The following is a 17079-nucleotide window of genomic DNA, read 5'->3' on the forward strand; positions in this document are numbered from 1 at the left end:
CGCGTCCGCCCCGGCCGCCGCGCCCGCCGCCACGGCGGTCGCCGCCGCGGCGCTCACGGCCGCCGCCGCCCGCCGCGCGCTGCTGCGCGGCCTGCTGCTCGCGCTCGGCGCGCGTCTGCGCGGCCTCGCCCTTGTAGATCCACACCTTCACGCCGATGCGGCCGAACGTCGTGCGGGCCTCGTAGAACCCGTAGTCGATGTCGGCGCGCAGCGTGTGCAGCGGGACCTGGCCCTCGCGGTAGAACTCCGACCGCGACATCTCGGCGCCGCCGAGACGGCCGCCGCACTGCACCTTGATGCCCTTGGCGCCGGACTTCATCGCCGACTGGATCGCCTTGCGCATCGCGCGGCGGAACGCGACCCGGCTGGACAGCTGCTCGGCCACGCCCTGCGCGACGAGCTGCGCGTCGATCTCGGGGTTCTTCACCTCGAGGATGTTCAGCCGGACCTGCTTGCCGGTCAGCTTCTCCAGGTCGCCGCGCAGGCGCTCGGCCTCCGCGCCGCGGCGGCCGATGACGATGCCCGGCCGGGCGGTGTGGATGTTGACCTCGACACGGTCACGGGTCCGCTCGATCTCCACCTTGGAGATGCCCGCCCGGTCCATGCCCTTCTGCAGCATGCGCCGGATCTGGACGTCTTCCTTGACGTAGTCCTTGTAGAGCTTGTCGGCGAACCACACGCTCTTGTGGTCGGTGGTGACGCCCAGGCGGAACCCGTGCGGGTTGATCTTCTGACCCACTACCGGGCCCTCCTCGTCTTCTTACCGCCGGCCGAAGCGACTTCGTCCTTCGGGGCGACGACCACGGTGATGTGGCTCGTGCGCTTGTTGATGCGGTAGGCCCGACCCTGGGCGCGGGGGCGGAAACGCTTCAGCGTCGGCCCCTCGTCGACCCACGCGCCGCTCACGACGAGCGTGCCCGTGTCGAGCTTGAAGTTGTGCTCGGCGTTGGCAATGGCACTGGCCAGCACCTTGCCCACCGGCTCACTGGCGGCCTGGGGGGCGAACCGCAGCACCGCCTGCGCCTCCGCGGCGGGCAGGCCGCGGATGAGGTCCACCACGCGGCGGGCCTTCATGGGCGTGACGCGGATGAACCGCGCCTGGGCCCTGGCTTCCATCGCTGTTCCCTCTCTCCTACAGACTGCCCGCTCAGCCGCGACGGCTGCGACGGTCTTCCTTGACGTGGCTGCGGAACGTCCGCGTCGGCGCGAACTCGCCGAGCTTGTGCCCCACCATGGCGTCGGTGATGAACACCGGCACGTGCTTGCGGCCGTCGTGCACGGCGATCGTGTGACCGATCATGTCCGGCACGATCATGGAGCGCCGGGACCACGTCTTGATGACGTTCTTGGTGCCCTTCTCGTTCTGGACGTCCACCTTCTTCATCAGGTGGTCGTCCACGAAGGGGCCCTTCTTGAGGCTACGTGGCATGACGAGCGACTCCTACCGCTTCTTCTTGCTGCGACGACGGACGATCAGCCGGTCGCTCGACTTGTTCGCCTGGCGAGTGCGGCCTTCCTTCTTACCGTTCGGGTTCACCGGGTGCCGGCCGCCGGAGGTCTTGCCCTCACCACCACCGTGCGGGTGGTCGATCGGGTTCATCGCGACGCCGCGGACGGTCGGGCGCTTGCCCTTCCACCGCATCCGGCCGGCCTTGCCCCAGTTGATGTTCGACTGCTCGGCGTTGCCGACCTCGCCGACCGTCGCCCGGCAGCGCACGTCCACCATCCGCATCTCGCCGGAGGGCATGCGCAGCGTGGCGTACTTGCCCTCCTTGGCCAGCAGCTGGACGCCGGCGCCCGCGGAACGAGCGATCTTGGCGCCGCCGCCGGGCCGCAGCTCGATGGCGTGGATGACGGTACCCGTCGGGATGTTGCGCAGCGGCAGGCAGTTGCCCGGCTTGATGTCCGCGCCCGGCCCGTTCTCGACGCGGTCGCCCTGGCGCAGGTTCCGCGGCGCGAGGATGTAGCGCTTCTCGCCGTCGGCGTAGTGCAGCAGCGCGATGCGGGCGGTGCGGTTCGGGTCGTACTCGATGTGCGCGACCTTCGCCGGGACGCCGTCCTTGTCGTGCCGGCGGAAGTCGATCACGCGGTACGCGCGCTTGTGGCCGCCGCCCTGGTGCCGGGTCGTGATGCGGCCATGGTTGTTGCGGCCGCCCTTCTTGGGGAGCGGACGCAGCAGCGACTTCTCCGGCTCGCTGCGCGTGACCTCGACGAAGTCGGCCACGCTGGAGCCGCGACGACCCGGAGTCGTCGGCTTGTAGTTACGGATGCCCATCTTTTTCGTTCATCCCTATTTCAGTCTTCGGAACGACCCCGCCTGGTTAGGCCGGGCCGCCGAAGATGTCGATCCGCTCGCCCTCGGCGAGGCTGACGATGGCGCGCTTGGTGTCCTTGCGCTTGCCGTAGCCGAACCGGGTGCGCTTGCGCTTGCCGGGCCGGTTGAGCGTGTTCACGTTCGTCACCTTGACGCCGAACACCGACTCGACGGCCTGCTTGATCTGCGTCTTGTTGGCGTCGGTCCGGACGACGAACGTGTACTTGTTCTCGTCCAGCAGCCCGTAGCTCTTCTCCGAGACGACCGGCGCGATGATGACGTCGCGGGGGTCGGCGATCTTGTTCACTGGTGCGACCCTCCTTACTTCTTCGCCGCGCGCGAGATGAACTCGTCGTACGCCTTCTGCGTGAAGACGACGTCATCGTTCACCAGCACGTCGTAGGTGTTGAGCTGGTCGGAGACGAGCACGTGCACGCTCGGCTCGTTGCGCAGGCTCTTCCAGGTCAGCTCGTCCTCGCGGTCCAGGACCAGCAGGACGCGCTTGGCCTCGGTGACCGAGCGCAGCGCCGTCAGCGCCGTCTTCGTCTTCGGGGTGTCGCCCTCGATGATGTGGTCGACCACGTGCACCCGGCCGTAGCGGGCGCGGTCCGACAGGGCGCCGCGCAGCGCGGCGGCCTTCATCTTCTTGGGCGTCCGCTGCGAGTAGTCCCGCGGCTGCGGGCCGTGCACCGTGCCGCCGCCGGCGAACTGGGGCGCGCGGGTCGAGCCCTGGCGGGCGCGGCCGGTGCCCTTCTGCCGGTACGGCTTCTTGCCGCCGCCGGACACCGCGCCGCGGGTCTTCGTGGCGTGGGTGCCCTGCCGCGCCGCGGCCAGCTGCGCCACCACGACCTGGTGGATCAGCGGCACGCTGGTCTTCGCGTCGAAGACCTCGGCGGGCAGATCGATGTCGAGCTTCGCGGTCACTTGCCCGTCCCCTTCACTGCGTCGCGGACCAGCACCACGCCGCCGTTGGGACCGGGAACCGCGCCCTTGATGAGCAGCAGGTTCTTCTCCGCGTCGACGGCGTGGACGGTCAGGTTCTGCACGGTGGTACGGGCGTTGCCGTGCCGTCCCGCCATGCGGAGGCCCTTGAAGACGCGACCCGGGGTCGCGCAGCCGCCGATCGAGCCCGGCGAGCGGTGCTTGCGCTGGGTGCCGTGCGAGGCGCCGAGGCCCTTGAAGCCGTGGCGCTTCATGACACCGGCGGTGCCCTTGCCCTTGCTCGTGCCGGTGACGTCGATCTTCTGGCCGGCCTCGAAGACGCCAGCGGTGATCTCCTGGCCGAGCTCGTACTCGGTGGTGTCGCCTGTGCGCAGTTCGACGAGGTAGCGGCGCGGCGTGACGCCGGCCTTCTCGAAGTGGCCCGTGCGCGGCTTGTTCACCTTGCGCGGGTCGATCTGCCCGTACCCGATCTGGACGGCGGTGTAGCCGTCCTTCTCCTGGGTGCGGAGCTGCGTGACGACACACGGCCCGGCCTGGACGACGGTCACCGGAACGATCCGGCCCTCATCGTCGAAGACCTGGGTCATGCCGAGCTTCTCGCCCAGGACGCCCTTCCTCTGCGTGCTCATTTCCGATGCGTCCCTCAGAGCTTGATCTCGATGTCAACGCCGGCCGGAAGGTCGAGCCGCATCAGCGAGTCGACCGTCTTGGGCGTCGGGTCGATGATGTCGATCAACCGCTTGTGCGTGCGCATCTCGAAGTGCTCGCGGCTGTCCTTGTACTTGTGCGGCGAGCGGATGACGCAGTACACGTTCTTCTCGGTCGGCAGCGGCACCGGGCCCGCGACCTTGGCGCCCGTCCGCGTCACCGTCTCAACGATCTTCTTCGCGGAGGTGTCGATGACCTCGTGGTCGTAGGCCTTGAGCCGGATGCGGATCTTCTGTCCCGCCATGGTGGCCTCGGTGTCCTTTGCTGTAGTGCCGCTGTTTACTTCACTGGTCGTGATGACGCGGCGGCCCGGTCGCCCGATGCTTCCGGCGGCCGTGCCGCCGCGTCCACGAGGGTCTTACTTGAGGATCTTGGTGACGCGACCGGCGCCCACGGTCCGGCCACCCTCGCGGATGGCGAACTTGAGGCCCTCCTCCATGGCGACGGGCTGGATCAGCTCGACGCGCATCTCGGTGTTGTCGCCCGGCATGACCATCTCGGTGCCCTCGGGGAGGTTCACCACGCCGGTGACGTCCGTGGTCCGGAAGTAGAACTGCGGACGGTAGTTGTTGAAGAACGGCGTGTGCCGGCCGCCCTCGTCCTTGGACAGGATGTAGACCTGCGCCTCGAACTCGGTGTGCGGGGTGTTCGTGCCCGGCTTGATGACGCACTGGCCGCGCTCGACGTCCTCGCGCTTGGTGCCGCGCAGGAGCAGGCCGACGTTGTCGCCCGCCTGGCCCTGGTCGAGGAGCTTGCGGAACATCTCGACACCGGTGACGGTCGTCTTGGACGACGCGTCCTTGATGCCGATGATCTCGACTTCCTCGTTGACGTTGATGACACCGCGCTCGATGCGGCCGGTCACCACGGTGCCGCGGCCGGTGATCGAGAAGACGTCCTCGATCGGCATCAGGAACGGCTTGTCGGTGTCGCGCACCGGCTCCGGCACGTTCTCGTCGACGGCGTTCATCAGCTCGACGATGGACTCGGCCCACTTCTCGTCGCCCTGCAGCGCCTGGAAGGCGGACACGCGGATGACGGGGACGTCGTCGCCCGGGAACTCGTACTCCGACAGCAGCTCGCGGACCTCGAGCTCGACGAGCTCCAGGATCTCCTCGTCGTCCACCATGTCGCACTTGTTCAGCGCGACGACGATGTAGGGGACGCCGACCTGGCGGGCCAGGAGCACGTGCTCCTTGGTCTGCGGCATCGGGCCGTCGGTCGCGGCGACCACCAGGATGGCGCCGTCCATCTGCGCCGCACCGGTGATCATGTTCTTGATGTAGTCCGCGTGACCGGGGCAGTCCACGTGCGCGTAGTGCCGGGACTCGGTCTGGTACTCGACGTGCGCGATGGAGATCGTGATGCCGCGCTCGCGCTCCTCCGGCGCCTTGTCGATGTCCTCGAACGGCGTGAAGGGGTTGAGGTCGGGGTACTTGTCGTGGAGCACCTTGGTGATCGCCGCGGTAAGCGTGGTCTTACCGTGGTCGATGTGACCGATGGTGCCGATGTTCACGTGCGGCTTCGTCCGCTCGAACTTGGCCTTCGCCACTGGTTGCTCCTTGTTGCGATCCTCGGCCGTCTGGAACGACCGCTTCGATGTACGTCTGTGTGATCTGTGGGCAGGCCCGGGTGCTTACTCGCCCCGCGCCTTGGCGATGATCTCCTGCGCGACGTTCCCCGGAACCTCGGCGTAGGAGTCGAACTGCATGGTGAAGACAGCCCGGCCCTGGGTCTTGCTGCGCAGATCACCCACGTAGCCGAACATCTCGGACAGCGGCACGAGCGCCTTGACGATGCGCATGCCGTGCCGCTCGTCCATGGACTGGACCTGGCCGCGGCGGCTGTTGAGGTCGCCGATCACGTCGCCCATGTTCTCCTCGGGCGTGGTGACCTCGACGGACATCATCGGCTCCAGCAGCGTCGGGGACGCCTTGCGGGCGGCCTCCTTGAACGCCATGGAACCGGCGACCTTGAACGCCATCTCCGAGGAGTCCACCTCGTGGTAGGCGCCGTCCTGCAGGGTGACCTTGACGCCCACCATCGGGTAGCCGGCGAGGACACCGAACTCCGCGGCCTCCTGGCAGCCCGCGTCGACCGACGGGATGTACTCCCGCGGGATGCGGCCGCCGGTGACCTTGTTCTCGAACTCGTAACCGTCGGACCCGCCGCCGAGCGGCTCCAGGTCGATGATCACGCGGCCGAACTGGCCCGAGCCGCCCGTCTGCTTCTTGTGGGTGTACTCGACCTTCTCGACCTTGCGGGTGATGGTCTCGCGGTAGGCCACCTGCGGCTTGCCGACGTTGGCCTCGACCTTGAACTCGCGCTTCATCCGGTCGACGAGGATCTCCAGGTGGAGCTCGCCCATGCCGGAGATCACGGTCTGGCCGGTGTCCTCCTCGGTGCGGACCTGGAAGGACGGGTCCTCCTCGGCCAGCCGCTGGATCGCGGTGCCCAGCTTCTGCTGGTCGGCCTTGGTCTTCGGCTCGATCGCGACGTGGATGACCGGCGCCGGGAAGTTCATCGACTCCAGGACGATCGGGTCCTTGTCGTCGCAGAGCGTCTCGCCGGTGGTGGTCTGCTTGAGGCCCATCACCGCGACGATGTCGCCGGCGCCCGCGCGCTCGATCTCGGTGCGCTTGTTGGCGTGCATCCGGTAGATCTTGCCGATGCGCTCCTTGCGCTCCTTGACGGAGTTCATCACGCTCGCGCCGGACTCCAGCACGCCGGAGTACACGCGCACGAAGGTGAGCTTGCCCAGGTGCGGGTCGGTCGCGATCTTGAACGCCAGGGCGGAGAACGGCTCGTCCTCGCTCGGCTTGCGGGTCAGCACCTTCTCCTCGTCGCGGACGGCGTGGCCCTCGATGGCCTCCACGTCCAGCGGCGACGGCAGGTAGCGGACGATCGCGTCCAGCAGCGGCTGCACGCCCTTGTTCTTGAAGGCGGTGCCGCACGTCACCGGGGTGACCTTCGCGGCGATCGTCGCGCGCCGGATGCCGGCGTGCAGCTGCTCCACGGTGGGCTCGTGGCCCTCCAGGTACAGCTCCATGATCTCGTCGTCGTTCTCGGCGAGCGTCTCGACGAGCTTGTCGTGCCACTCGCGGGCGGCCTCGGCGTGCGTCTCGGGGATGTCGAGGATGTCGTACATCTCGCCGAGCTTGGCCTCCTCGTTCCAGACGAGGGCCTTCATGTTCACCAGGTCGATGACGCCCTTGAAGTCCGCCTCGGCGCCGATCGGCAGCTGCAGCACGAGCGGGACGGCGTTCAGACGGGTCTCGATCATGTCGACGCAGCGGTGGAACTCGGCGCCGACCCGGTCGAGCTTGTTGACGAAGCACATGCGGGGCACGCCGTACCGGTCGGCCTGCCGCCACACCGTCTCGGACTGCGGCTCCACGCCGGCGACACCGTCGAACACCGCGACCGCGCCGTCGAGCACCCGCAGGTTGCGCTCCACCTCGATGGTGAAGTCGACGTGCCCGGGGGTGTCGATGATGTTGATCGTGTGCTTGACGTCGTCGACGGGCCATTCGCAGGTGGTGGCGGCGGAGGTGATGGTGATCCCCCGCTCCTGCTCCTGCTCCATCCAGTCCATGGTGGCGGCGCCGTCGTGGACCTCGCCGATCTTGTAGCTGATGCCCGTGTAGTACAGGATCCGCTCGGTCGTCGTGGTCTTGCCAGCGTCGATATGGGCCATGATCCCGATGTTGCGGACCTTGGCCAGGTCTACACCGGTTTTGGTAGCCACAGTGTCCTCGCGTCCTCGCGTCGTCTCGTCGTTCTCAACCCGCCGGGGTTACCAGCGGTAGTGGGCGAAGGCCTTGTTGGACTCCGCCATCTTGTGGGTGTCCTCGCGCTTCTTGACAGACGCGCCGAGGCCGTTGCTCGCGTCGAGCAGCTCGTTCATCAGCCGCTCGGTCATGGTCTTCTCGCGGCGCTGCCGGGCGTACACCACGAGCCAGCGCAGCGCGAGGGTGGTGGAGCGGGCCGGCCGCACCTCGACGGGGACCTGGTAGGTCGCGCCACCGACGCGGCGGCTGCGGACCTCCAGGGTGGGCTTGACGTTGTCGAGCGCGCGCTTCAGCGTGACGACCGGGTCGTTGCCGGTCTTCTCGCGGGCGCCCTCGAGAGCGTCGTAGACGATGCTCTGCGCGATGGAACGCTTGCCGTCCAGGAGAATCTTGTTGATGAGCGCGGTGACCAGCGGCGAGTTGTACACCGGGTCAGCGATCAGCTGGCGCTTGCCAGCGGGGCCCTTGCGCGGCATCAGCTCTTCTCCTTCTTCGCGCCGTACTTGCTGCGCGCCTGCTTGCGGTTGCGGACGCCCTGGGTGTCGAGCGACCCGCGGATGATCTTGTACCGAACACCCGGGAGGTCCTTCACACGGCCGCCGCGCACGAGCACGATCGAGTGCTCCTGCAGGTTGTGACCGACGCCGGGGATGTAGGCCGTGACCTCAATCCCGCTGGTCAGCCGGACACGGGCGACCTTGCGAAGCGCGGAGTTCGGCTTCTTGGGCGTCGTCGTGTAGACGCGCGTGCAGACGCCCCGCCGCTGGGGGCTCTCCTTCAGCGCGGGCGTCTTGTTCTTGGTCACCTTGTCCTGGCGGCCCTTTCGGACCAGCTGCTGGATCGTGGGCACCGCGTCTCCGTCTTCCCTCGTACCGAGCCGGTAAGTCTTGTGCTGCAATCACCACCTCAGGCGAGGCTGTGACCTGCCGGTTTCCCGACCTCTCCGACCCACGCGGTCGGGCGTGTCGCCGGTTCACGGAGCACCGCCCGCGAACAACCGACACAGACCGCCCGGCCCATCTCAGGGCCGAATCAAGCCGGGGAGTAGATGCGGCGCTGGGCCGGTCCTGGCGAACCTCGCCGGGGCGCACGCATAGCGGCCCGCACACAGCGGGCACAAGTGAAGAGGTTACCGACCCCTCCGCGAAAGTGCAAAGCGAACAGCGCACTACCGCGCGAGCCCCGTCCGGCGCAAGCCCGGAGGGCCCTCGAAAGCCGACTCGCCGTAGAGATCAACGGACGAACGCCGACGGGTGTTCCCGCGCGGTGGCGGGAAGACCCGTCGGCATTGTGACCCACACCCCGGCCGTTGGGGAAGACGTGGACGAGCTTTTACGCCCTCCCCGGCCCGGTCGTCAGAGGACGAACGCGACGATCAGGACGATGACGATCACCGCGACGACCGCGCCGCCGATGACGTAGAGCAGCGTGTTGCCCTTGCCACCCTTGCCCTCGTCCGTCCCGTACGCGGGCGGCTGGCCGTACTGCCCCGGCTGCCCGAACTGGCCCTGCTGTCCGGGCTGCGCGGGCTGACCCGGCTGGCCGAACGCGGGCTGGCCGCCGAACTGCTGCTGGTCGGCCTGCTGGCCGAACTGCTGCGCACCCTGCTGCTGGCCGAAGCCCTGCTGCTGCCCGAACTGCTGGCCCGGCTGCTGGCCGTACTGCTGCTGGTCCTGCTGGGCGCCGAACGGCTGCGCGCCGTACTGCTGCTGGTCGGCCTGCTGGCCGAACTGCTGCGCGCCCTGCTGCTGACCGAAGCCCTGCTGCTGGCCGTAGTCCTGCTGGCCGAAGGGCTGCGCGCCGGACTGCGGCTGCTGCTGGGCCTGCGGCTGCCAGGACTGCTGGCCGATGTCCAGCCGGGTGTGCTCGGCCATCCCCCCGGACGGCTCGGTGGCGTGCCGCCCCTGCGACTGCGCCGACGGGTCGAACGCCTCGGTCGGCCGGGCGTCCTCGACGCCGCGGTCGGCGGGGGCGCCGAACGCGGGCGGCTCCTCCGCCTGCGGCGAGCCCTGCGGGGACGCGCCGAAGCCCGACTCGGGCGGCGGGACCATCATCGTCCGCTCGTGGCCGGCCTGGCCCTGGCCCGGCCCGCCGGGCTGCTGCCCCTGCTGCCCCTGCGGGGGCGCGCCCGGCGACCACGGCTCGGGCGTCGACGGCGGGACCGGCGCCTGCCACGGCTCGGCGGGCGGCTCCTGCCGGCGCTCGGGACCGGTCGCGACGGGGACGTCCGTGCCGGGCGACCAGTGCAGCGTCGCCTGGTCGTCCACCGGGGGCCGCTGCGGCCGCTCGGGCTCCTGCCCGCCCGTGCCCGGGCCGGGGACGATCAGCGTGCGGTCGGTACCGGCGTCCTGCGGCTGGCCCGGGGCCGGCGGCGCCTGCTCGGCGGGCGTCCCGCCCTCGGGCGCGCGCGGCTCGGGGGGCGGCGCGTAACCGCCCTGGCCGCTCTGGCCGCCGAACGGCGGCTGGCCGTACGGCTGCTGCTGCTCCTGAGGGGCGCCGTGCATCGGCTGCTGGGGGTAGCCCTGCTGCGGCTGACCGTACTGCTGGCCCGGCTGGCCGCCGTACTGCTGCTGCTCCGGCGGCGGGAACCCGCCCGGCCCGGGAGGCGCGCCGTAGGGCGCCTGGCCGCCGGGCTGCTGCCCGTAGGGCTGCTGCTCCTGCTGCTCGTACTGGGGGGCGCCGTACTGCTGCTGGGGCGGCGCCGGAGGCTGCTCGCCGTACTGCGGCATCGGCTGCTCGACCATCGTCGGGGGCGGCGGCGGAGGCGCCTGCCGCTCCGGCTCGCCGGGCTGCTGCGGCGCCGGGGGCCGCTGCCCGCCGGCCGCGCCGCCCAGCTGCGGGGCGCCGAACACCACGGTCCGGTCGCCGAGCGGGCGCGCCGGGGGCTCGCCCCGCTCCTCGGGGGCCTGCCGCCCCTCGTCCTCCGGCAACGGCCGCTGCGGTCCCTGCGTGCCGTCATTCTCGGTCATCGTCGGGCTCCTTCAGCGCCGTCGTCCCGGGGCTCCTCAGTCCCGGTCGCCCAGGGACCGCCGCGGCGGTCCCCGGATCTGTCACTCGTCTCCCCCGGGCGGTCTGGCCGCCGGTGGGCGTTCTGGCCACCAGCCAGCCCCGATCGCCGGTGGTATCGCAAATCATCGCCAAAGATAGACGCCCGGCGCCCCCGGTCCGTTCCGACCGGGGGCGCCACCTGCGATAACGCCCCGCCGGTCACGGATCAGCCGTGGCCGCGGACCGGGTGCGGCCGGTACGGCGCCTCCAGCCGCTCGGCCTCCTTGTCGTCCAGCGTGAGCCCGGCCGCCGCGATCGCGTCGTCGATGTGCGCGACCTTCGTCGCGCCGACGATCGGAGCCGTCACGCCGGGCCGTCCGAGCAGCCAGGCCAGCGCGACCTGCGCCATGGGGACGCCCTTCTCCTCCGCGACCTCGCGGACGACGTCGACGACGTCGAAGTCGGCCTCGTCGTACAGCGTCTCGCCGTAGGCGTCGTTGCCCGCCCGCACCGTGTTGGCGCGCCCGCCTCGGTCGCGGTTGCCCGTCAGGCGGCCGCGCGCGAGGGGGCTCCACGGGAGGAGCCCGACGCCCTGGTCGGCGCAGAACGGGTTCATCTCCCGCTCCTCCTCGCGGTAGAGCAGGTTGTAGTGCTTGCTTTCATGTAGGTACTCCCCCGGAGGTGGTCATGCCCTCGTCCAACCCCCTAGTGCCGGTCGTCTCCTATGCCCGCATCTCTGCCGACATCAAGCGGGACGCGCACGGCGTCCAGGACCAGCACAAGGTGAACCGCGAGACGGCGGCCCGGTACGGCTGGACGGTGGTCCACGAGTTCACCGACAACGACCGGTCGGCGGCCAAGGTCGGCGTGGTCCGCGACGACTTCGAGGCGATGCTGTCCGCGCTGCGGTCGGGCCGTCTCCCGGACGGCACCCCTATAGGAGGTGTGGTGATCCTCGCGGAGGACCGCCTCGCCCGTCGGCCTGGCGACTACGAACGGTTCGTGGAGGCATTCACCTACCAGGACAACCGGGTCTTCGCCGACCAGCGCGGCCCGAAGGATCTCTACAGCGAGGACGTAGAGAGCATGGGCCTGTTCGGGGCGGTCATCTCCAAGATGGAGGTGCGCAAGATGCAGCGTCGTATGCGGCGGTCGCATCGTGCCCGTGCAGAGGAGGGGCGGCCGGTCGGCGGGCCTCGTCCGTTCGGCTGGAAGGACGACCGGCTGAGCCTCGAACCGCGCGAGGCCGAGCTACTGGCACAGGCGGTCAAGGACTTCCTCGGCGGCCGGTCCGTTCACTCGATCGTCATGGAGTGGCAGCGCCTGGGCGTGAAGACCGCGCGCGGCAACGAGTGGAGCGTGCGGTCTCTCAAGGTCTCGATGTCCAGCCCTCGTATCTGCGGGTGGCGTGAGATCTCCGGCGAGTTGGTCCGTGGGCCGGACGGCGCGCCGGTTCAAGGGCAGTGGGAAGCCATCGTGAGCCCTGAGCAGTGGTCGGCCGTGCGGGCGGCCTTCGACAAGCGGAAGGGCCACTTCGTCGGCCGTGACATGAAGATCGGTCGGGCGCACCCTGCCGACTACCGCGATCACACCTATCTGCTGTCGGGCATCCTGCGCTGTGGCCGGCGTCTCCCGGACGGGAACCTCTGCAACACTCCGCTTCGCTCCAACGGGCCGAAGGATGCGGCGCACCACACGTACACGTGCCTGAGCCGTGCTGAGGGCGGGTGCGGTGGCGTCTCCCGGCGTGGTGACCTCGTCGACATGTTCGTCTCTGAAGCGGTGCTCGCCAAGCTAGAAGAGGCGTCGTTCTCCTCCGGCCCGCGTGATCAGGAGTGGGAGGGCGCGGCCGAACTCAGGGCGGTGGAGGAGCAGCTAGAGACGCTGACCCGGCAGTGGAACGCCCGGCAGATCACCAATGACCTGTTCTTCAGGCTGGTTCCCGGCCTGGAACAGCAGATCAGCCAGCTTCGCACCGAGAAGAACAGGCACGAGGCCGCCATAGCGGCGAAGGAAGCGCGGGACGAGACGAGCGCTTCCGAGGTGCGGCGGCGGTGGTACCTGCCAGAGGAAGAGGGCGGGTTCCCGATCTCGGTGAAGCGCACCTACATCCGCGCGGCCCTGCACGCGGTGATCATGTACCCGGCGGGCAAGGGCAACAAGAGGTTCAACCCTGACCTCCTCGACCCGATCTGGCGCACCGACTGATCAGGCCAGACCAGTAGCGAGAGAGCCCCGCATCCCGTCCGGTGCGGGGCTCGTCTCCTGTCAGGCCGCGTGCGTGTCGAGTACCTCGCGAACCTCCGGGACATCCCGGTAAGGCTCCAGCTTGGCGAGGACGACACGCCCACGTCGGGCGGTCCGGTCGCTGGGGAAGTCGGCCGCGAGGTCGAGCATGCGCCGCGCGGTCTTGGCGCCCTCTTCGGGCTCGTTGGCGTCCACCAGGGCGACGGCTAGCCATGAGAGGTAGAGGGCGAGTTCGCGCGTGTGGGTGGAGTCGTACCGGGTGAGGACTTCTTGCAGGAGCGGGACGGCTCGTAGTGGGCGCCGGAGTTCGGTGTAGACGCGGGCGTCCATCACGTCGAGTTCCTCGGGCGAGACCCAGTAAGCCCAGTCGGGCGCCTCCTGCGAGTCCTCGTCAGCCATGGCCTCGTGGGCCTCGGCGAGAGCACGCATCGCTGGCTGCGGGTTGCCCGCCTTGGTCTGCGCCCATGCGACCCGGTCAAGGTAGAGCGCGCGGGCCTTGGCTGGTGCGTCCGGCCTGGCCTCGTCCAGGGCGGCGCGGGCGAGGCTCAGCCCGTCGTCTTCGTGGCCCGTGTTGGAGAGCTGGTAGGCGAGGCTCCCCGCGAGGTTGCCGACTAGCGAGAGGTCTCCCGCCTCCCTGGCTGCCGAGACGCCGAGTCGGTAGGCGTGCGCGGCCTGGTCGTGCTCGCCCGCGTCGCTCGCTATCCACCCGGCGATCTGGGCTATCTCCCCGATGCTGCTGAGCAGAGAGCGGCCGGTTTCCTCGGAGTGCGTCGTCTCCCGGTAGAGCTGAACGGCGCCGTCCAGTTCGCGGAGTGCCGGTGCGAGTAGATCGCCGCTGGCGATGACGTCATCTGCGAGCCGTAGACCGTGCGCGCGGTCGGCAAGCGCGGCCGCCGTGGATGCTCCGACCCGGCGGCCTGCGGTGCTGGCCAGTGGCCCAAGCTCCACGTCGTGGTCAGGCAGGAAGTAGGCGAGTGCCTCGGCTGGACTGGGAGTACCGGCGCCGATGTCCTCGCCGCGTGCGTGGGCTGCTGCCCTTTCGAGGGTTTGCAGGGGGATGTTCAGAGCCACGGAGAGGGCGGGAAGCCACACGTCGGGGATGCGCTCGCCGCGCTCCCAACGGCTGATCTCGTGCCGTGTCACGGAGGCTGTTCCCGAGATCCGGCACAACGACTCGGCTAGCTGTCTTTGGCTCTTGCGCGCATCACGTCGCAAGCGTGCGAGGTACGCACCGAATCGCCGACGCCTTTCGTTGATCACGCTGGCCCCTCCCTTGGCCTCCAGTCTGGCCCCTCCCTGGCCCCCTCGTGGGCGCCTCTGGGGAGACAGGCCGAACAGACAGGCTCAAGCCATGGAAAAGGCAGCAGGTGAACGGGTCAACCCCCATCTCTGCGCCCCCGACGTTCATCGTCTCGATGGAAGGACGGCCCCATGGCAACGGAAGCCTCAGAGGTGACGGAAGCTCGGCGGTTGCGGGTCTGGGCGCTGGCGCAGGCGCTCAAGTCGCACGGGTACGCGGTGGAGGTGGCGGAGTCCGAGCCGCTGCTTGCGGTCCCGGCCGCGTCCGGGCCGCCGGTGGTGCTGCGGTGCGATCGTCGGTCGGTCTGCGGTGGTGAGCTGTGGTTCGCCTTCGCGGGCGGTGCCCCTGTCGCTCCGGCCGATGACGCGCACCTGCAAGACGTCGTCGTCGCGGTGAAGGGCAAGCTCGCCGCGCAGGCTGATGGGTAGGCGTCCCGCATCCGAGGTCGTGACCTGGTACGGGCAGGCCACCGGGGCATGGTGGGCGCTGGTCCCCCTGGCTGGTGGCGCTCGGCTGTTGGAGGCTGCCAACCCTCGTGAACTGCGGGAAGCGATCGAGAACCCGGCGGCCTGGCCCTGGCCTCGACCCAAGTTCCTCCCGGCTCCCCCAACTCGTGACGACATGAGGGCCGCGGCTTCCCTGCCCGCCTACATGGTCGGGGCCGGTCGATGGCCGCAGGCCACCCCGTAGGGGCGACCGAAGGGAGTCAGCCGGCGCCGTTGCGGCAATTCCGTCTCAAGCGTCGACCGACCTGGAAGCCGCTGCCCGGCACTTGGGCGCGATGGTGGCGCGGGGGCTGCCTCAGCTTGCGCGGTGCGGTACGGGCGGACCGTCCACGGCGGCCGGGGCGGTGGGCGGGGCCGCGCCGCGAACGGCGCCCCAGCGCCGCACGCGCAAGGCGCGGCGGCCGTCCACGGTCCCGGCCTGCGGTGGGCGGGCCCAGCCACGCACCGAGCCCCCGCGCCTTGCGCGGGGGCTCGTGCTCTTCTGCGTCGAACACGCTGGACATTGAAGCTGGACGGTTCCGGACTTGCGCGGGGGCGGGGCCTCGTAGCCTTGACCGGCGGACGGGCAGCACCTGCCTGCCCGCAATGGCCCGTCGCGAGGCCCCGCGCGAGGTCCCCGCGCAAGTACGGAACCGGCCAGCGGCACCAGACCTCAGCCCCGTGCCTGCGGCCCGTAGGGCCGCCTTGACCCTGTAAAGAAAGTCCTCGACGCCTGGGGGTCCCGGGCTAGCTCGCCTTCCGCTCGTCGTCACGGTCGGTGAGCTGGTTACGGATGGCTCGGGCCTGCTGGACCCGGTTGCGGGCCTGCTCTGCCCAGAAGTGCTCACCGTTCATGAGTCCGCTTCCGACGTACTTCCATCGCCCGGTGGTCACGACGTCCCGCTTCGGGTCCGGCTCGGGAAGCCCTTCGGCCTGCCGTGCGGCCTGGGCGGCGTACTCGGCACGGGTCTGGCGTAGCTCGGAGAGAGTGATTGAGTAGCGGCGGGACTTGGAGGAGAAGTGTCCTCCGTACCCCAGCATGTGAGCCCAGTTGCGTAGGCGTAGGTCGTGGTACTCGGGCAGGTCGGCCAGTGTGAAGCACGTCCAGATCATGCGGCGGGCGTGCTCGGACACCTTGAGTGAGCTGATCTGGGTGGCGTAGCGGACGGGGCGGTCCACGGTGCCGGAGTCCTCGGCTCCCTTGGTGGCGTACTTGGCGATGTAGCGGGCTACGTGCTTGTCGGCGATGCCGTCCAGGTCTGCGGCGACCTTGATGGGCTGGGTGTCGAGCTGGCGCCCCCATCGCAGCGTCAACGGTGCCGTACCGCCCTGCGGGTGCGGGACTGGTACCTCTACCTGTGTGGCGGCGGTGCGTAGCGTGCGCTCCAACAGTTCGGCCGTGGCCCATGAGGGCGGCGGCTGGTCGGGGCCGTCCGGCCCGTCGAGCCGGACCACAGCGTGAAAGTGGATGAGGCCGCGCCGCTGATACTCGATGACGCGGGCGTAGGACACGCGGGCCTGCTCGCGTAGGGCCTTGTGGGTGATGCCGAGTTCGGCCGTGATCAGCCTGGGCACGGTGAGCGTGAGGCGGCGCCACAGCTCGGGGGCATGGGCGTTCCACATCACTGCGGCCGGGTAGTCGTAGCAGTCGACGCAGATCGGTTGGCCTACCTGCGGGTCGTCGGCCTGGTGGCGTGCTCGGCATCCCTCGGGGCGGCCGTGCGGGCACAGCGGGTCGTCTCGACGCGGGCGGCAAGGCTGGGGCTTCCCGGCCTTCTCGCGGTGGGAGTGGACGGCGCCGAATGAGGGGGCGGTCAGGGTGAGGAACACGCGCGGGTGCCCGCTGACCTCGTCGGGGACTCCCTTCCCTCCGGTCAGGCCAGAGATGATCAGGTGGTAGGTGTCGTCCCGGTAGACCTCGGCGCAGGCGGCGCAGCGCGAGGCGCGGCGGTTCCCGCACGCGGTGATCAGGTACCCGGTCGGCTCGTCGTCGGTCGAGTAGGACTCGATCAGCTCCCCGGTCTGGCCGTCCAGGGTCAGGCGCTCGCCTTGCAGCCGGACGGGCTGCTCACAGCCTCCGGCCGTCTTGATCATCTGGTGCCAGCGCTCGAAGTCCGGCATCGCCGCGCGCTGGACGGCGGCGGCCATCTCGGGTGGCAACTCCGGCATCTGCGAGGCGCTCACTGGTGCACCATCCTCTTGTCGGTAGCCGTGAGGCTGCTGATGCACCCGAGGTGCCGCCGGGTCACCGCCCCGCTCGCTCGACGCGTGGACGTCCAGCATGAGTTCTGCGGGATCCGGCGG

At 69.8% G+C, this 17079-nt stretch carries 18 protein-coding genes; 2 read left to right on the top strand and 16 right to left on the bottom strand.

Translation table 11 applies throughout. The features are described from left to right. From rpsC to F8568_RS45620, 14 genes are all read right to left on the bottom strand, one after another. A partial coding sequence (gene rpsC, locus F8568_RS45555; protein ID WP_151600421.1) for a 30S ribosomal protein S3 occupies positions 1–739 on the bottom strand: 739 nt, incomplete at its 3' end. Further along, positions 739–1116: a 50S ribosomal protein L22 gene (rplV, locus tag F8568_RS45560; protein WP_151543208.1), complete on the bottom strand. Its 378-nt coding sequence runs from the start codon at positions 1114–1116 to the stop codon at positions 739–741. The genes rplV and rpsC, both read right to left, overlap by 1 nt. A 31-nt stretch (positions 1117–1147) precedes the next feature. Then, positions 1148–1429: a 30S ribosomal protein S19 gene (gene rpsS / locus F8568_RS45565; RefSeq protein ID WP_067807019.1), complete on the bottom strand. Its 282-nt coding sequence runs from the start codon at positions 1427–1429 to the stop codon at positions 1148–1150. A 12-nt stretch (positions 1430–1441) separates the two neighbouring features. Then, complete coding sequence (gene rplB, locus F8568_RS45570; protein ID WP_151543207.1) at positions 1442–2275, bottom strand: 50S ribosomal protein L2; 834 nt, start codon at positions 2273–2275, stop codon at positions 1442–1444. Positions 2276–2321: 46 nt separating this feature from the next. Next, positions 2322–2621 (bottom strand): 50S ribosomal protein L23, encoded by a 300-nt coding sequence (gene rplW, locus F8568_RS45575; RefSeq protein WP_151543206.1) that lies wholly within the window; start codon positions 2619–2621, stop codon positions 2322–2324. A 14-nt stretch (positions 2622–2635) separates the two neighbouring features. Continuing rightward, positions 2636–3238, bottom strand: coding sequence for a 50S ribosomal protein L4 (gene rplD / locus F8568_RS45580; protein WP_151600422.1), 603 nt, complete (start codon positions 3236–3238; stop codon positions 2636–2638). Continuing rightward, positions 3235–3885 (bottom strand): 50S ribosomal protein L3, encoded by a 651-nt coding sequence (rplC, locus tag F8568_RS45585; protein WP_151600423.1) that lies wholly within the window; start codon positions 3883–3885, stop codon positions 3235–3237. The genes rplD and rplC overlap by 4 nt, the downstream gene beginning before the upstream one ends. 14 nt (positions 3886–3899) lie before the next feature. Next, a complete protein-coding gene (rpsJ, locus tag F8568_RS45590; RefSeq protein ID WP_018657599.1) occupies positions 3900–4208 on the bottom strand; it encodes a 30S ribosomal protein S10 in 309 nt (102 codons plus the stop codon). Between the two features lie 114 nt (positions 4209–4322). Then, positions 4323–5516: an elongation factor Tu gene (tuf, locus tag F8568_RS45595; protein WP_151600424.1), complete on the bottom strand. Its 1194-nt coding sequence runs from the start codon at positions 5514–5516 to the stop codon at positions 4323–4325. Between the two features lie 84 nt (positions 5517–5600). Beyond that, positions 5601–7712 (bottom strand): elongation factor G, encoded by a 2112-nt coding sequence (gene fusA / locus F8568_RS45600; protein ID WP_151600425.1) that lies wholly within the window; start codon positions 7710–7712, stop codon positions 5601–5603. Between the two features lie 48 nt (positions 7713–7760). Next, a complete protein-coding gene (gene rpsG / locus F8568_RS45605) occupies positions 7761–8231 on the bottom strand; it encodes a 30S ribosomal protein S7 (protein WP_021597494.1) in 471 nt (156 codons plus the stop codon). After that, positions 8231–8605 (bottom strand): 30S ribosomal protein S12, encoded by a 375-nt coding sequence (gene rpsL / locus F8568_RS45610; protein ID WP_030176166.1) that lies wholly within the window; start codon positions 8603–8605, stop codon positions 8231–8233. Before rpsL ends, rpsG begins: the two co-directional genes overlap by 1 nt. Before the next feature lie 505 nt (positions 8606–9110). Further along, positions 9111–10724 (bottom strand): hypothetical protein, encoded by a 1614-nt coding sequence (locus F8568_RS45615; protein WP_151600426.1) that lies wholly within the window; start codon positions 10722–10724, stop codon positions 9111–9113. Positions 10725–10969: 245 nt separating this feature from the next. Continuing rightward, entirely contained in the window at positions 10970–11386 is a 417-nt protein-coding gene (locus F8568_RS45620; protein WP_268896554.1) for an aldo/keto reductase, read from the bottom strand. A 65-nt stretch (positions 11387–11451) separates the two neighbouring features. Here F8568_RS45620 and F8568_RS45625 point away from each other — a divergent pair, with 65 nt between their 5' ends. Further along, positions 11452–12951, top strand: coding sequence for a recombinase family protein (locus F8568_RS45625; RefSeq protein ID WP_160574023.1), 1500 nt, complete (start codon positions 11452–11454; stop codon positions 12949–12951). A 60-nt stretch (positions 12952–13011) separates the two neighbouring features. Here F8568_RS45625 and F8568_RS45630 read toward each other — a convergent pair whose 3' ends face one another. After that, on the bottom strand, positions 13012–14250 hold the full coding sequence (locus F8568_RS45630) for a helix-turn-helix domain-containing protein (RefSeq protein WP_328601323.1): 1239 nt from the start codon (positions 14248–14250) through the stop codon (positions 13012–13014). Positions 14251–14421: 171 nt separating this feature from the next. On the opposite strand from F8568_RS45630, the gene F8568_RS45635 reads away from it, so the two are divergent. Beyond that, the gene (locus F8568_RS45635) at positions 14422–14718 is read left to right on the top strand and encodes a hypothetical protein (protein ID WP_151600429.1); all 297 of its coding nucleotides are present in this window, start codon (positions 14422–14424) and stop codon (positions 14716–14718) included. An 804-nt stretch (positions 14719–15522) separates the two neighbouring features. Here the strand turns inward: F8568_RS45635 and F8568_RS45640 are convergent. Next, positions 15523–16959, bottom strand: coding sequence for a replication initiator (locus tag F8568_RS45640; RefSeq protein WP_202126148.1), 1437 nt, complete (start codon positions 16957–16959; stop codon positions 15523–15525). Positions 16960–17079 lie beyond the last annotated feature (120 nt).

The sequence above is a fragment of the Actinomadura physcomitrii genome, assembly GCF_008923205.2.
GTDB lineage: Bacteria > Actinomycetota > Actinomycetes > Streptosporangiales > Streptosporangiaceae > Spirillospora > Spirillospora physcomitrii.

What these genes read in the sequence shown, in the direction of transcription:
- rpsG (WP_021597494.1), bottom strand. Translation starts at nt 8,231, where the DNA reads ATGCCGCGCAAGGGCCCCGCTGGCAAGCGCCAGCTGATCGCTGACCCG.
- F8568_RS45635 (WP_151600429.1), top strand. Translation starts at nt 14,422, where the DNA reads ATGGCAACGGAAGCCTCAGAGGTGACGGAAGCTCGGCGGTTGCGGGTC.
- rpsJ (WP_018657599.1), bottom strand. Translation starts at nt 4,208, where the DNA reads ATGGCGGGACAGAAGATCCGCATCCGGCTCAAGGCCTACGACCACGAG.
- rplC (WP_151600423.1), bottom strand. Translation starts at nt 3,885, where the DNA reads ATGAGCACGCAGAGGAAGGGCGTCCTGGGCGAGAAGCTCGGCATGACC.
- rplB (WP_151543207.1), bottom strand. Translation starts at nt 2,275, where the DNA reads ATGGGCATCCGTAACTACAAGCCGACGACTCCGGGTCGTCGCGGCTCC.
- rpsS (WP_067807019.1), bottom strand. Translation starts at nt 1,429, where the DNA reads ATGCCACGTAGCCTCAAGAAGGGCCCCTTCGTGGACGACCACCTGATG.
- F8568_RS45615 (WP_151600426.1), bottom strand. Translation starts at nt 10,724, where the DNA reads ATGACCGAGAATGACGGCACGCAGGGACCGCAGCGGCCGTTGCCGGAG.
- rplV (WP_151543208.1), bottom strand. Translation starts at nt 1,116, where the DNA reads ATGGAAGCCAGGGCCCAGGCGCGGTTCATCCGCGTCACGCCCATGAAG.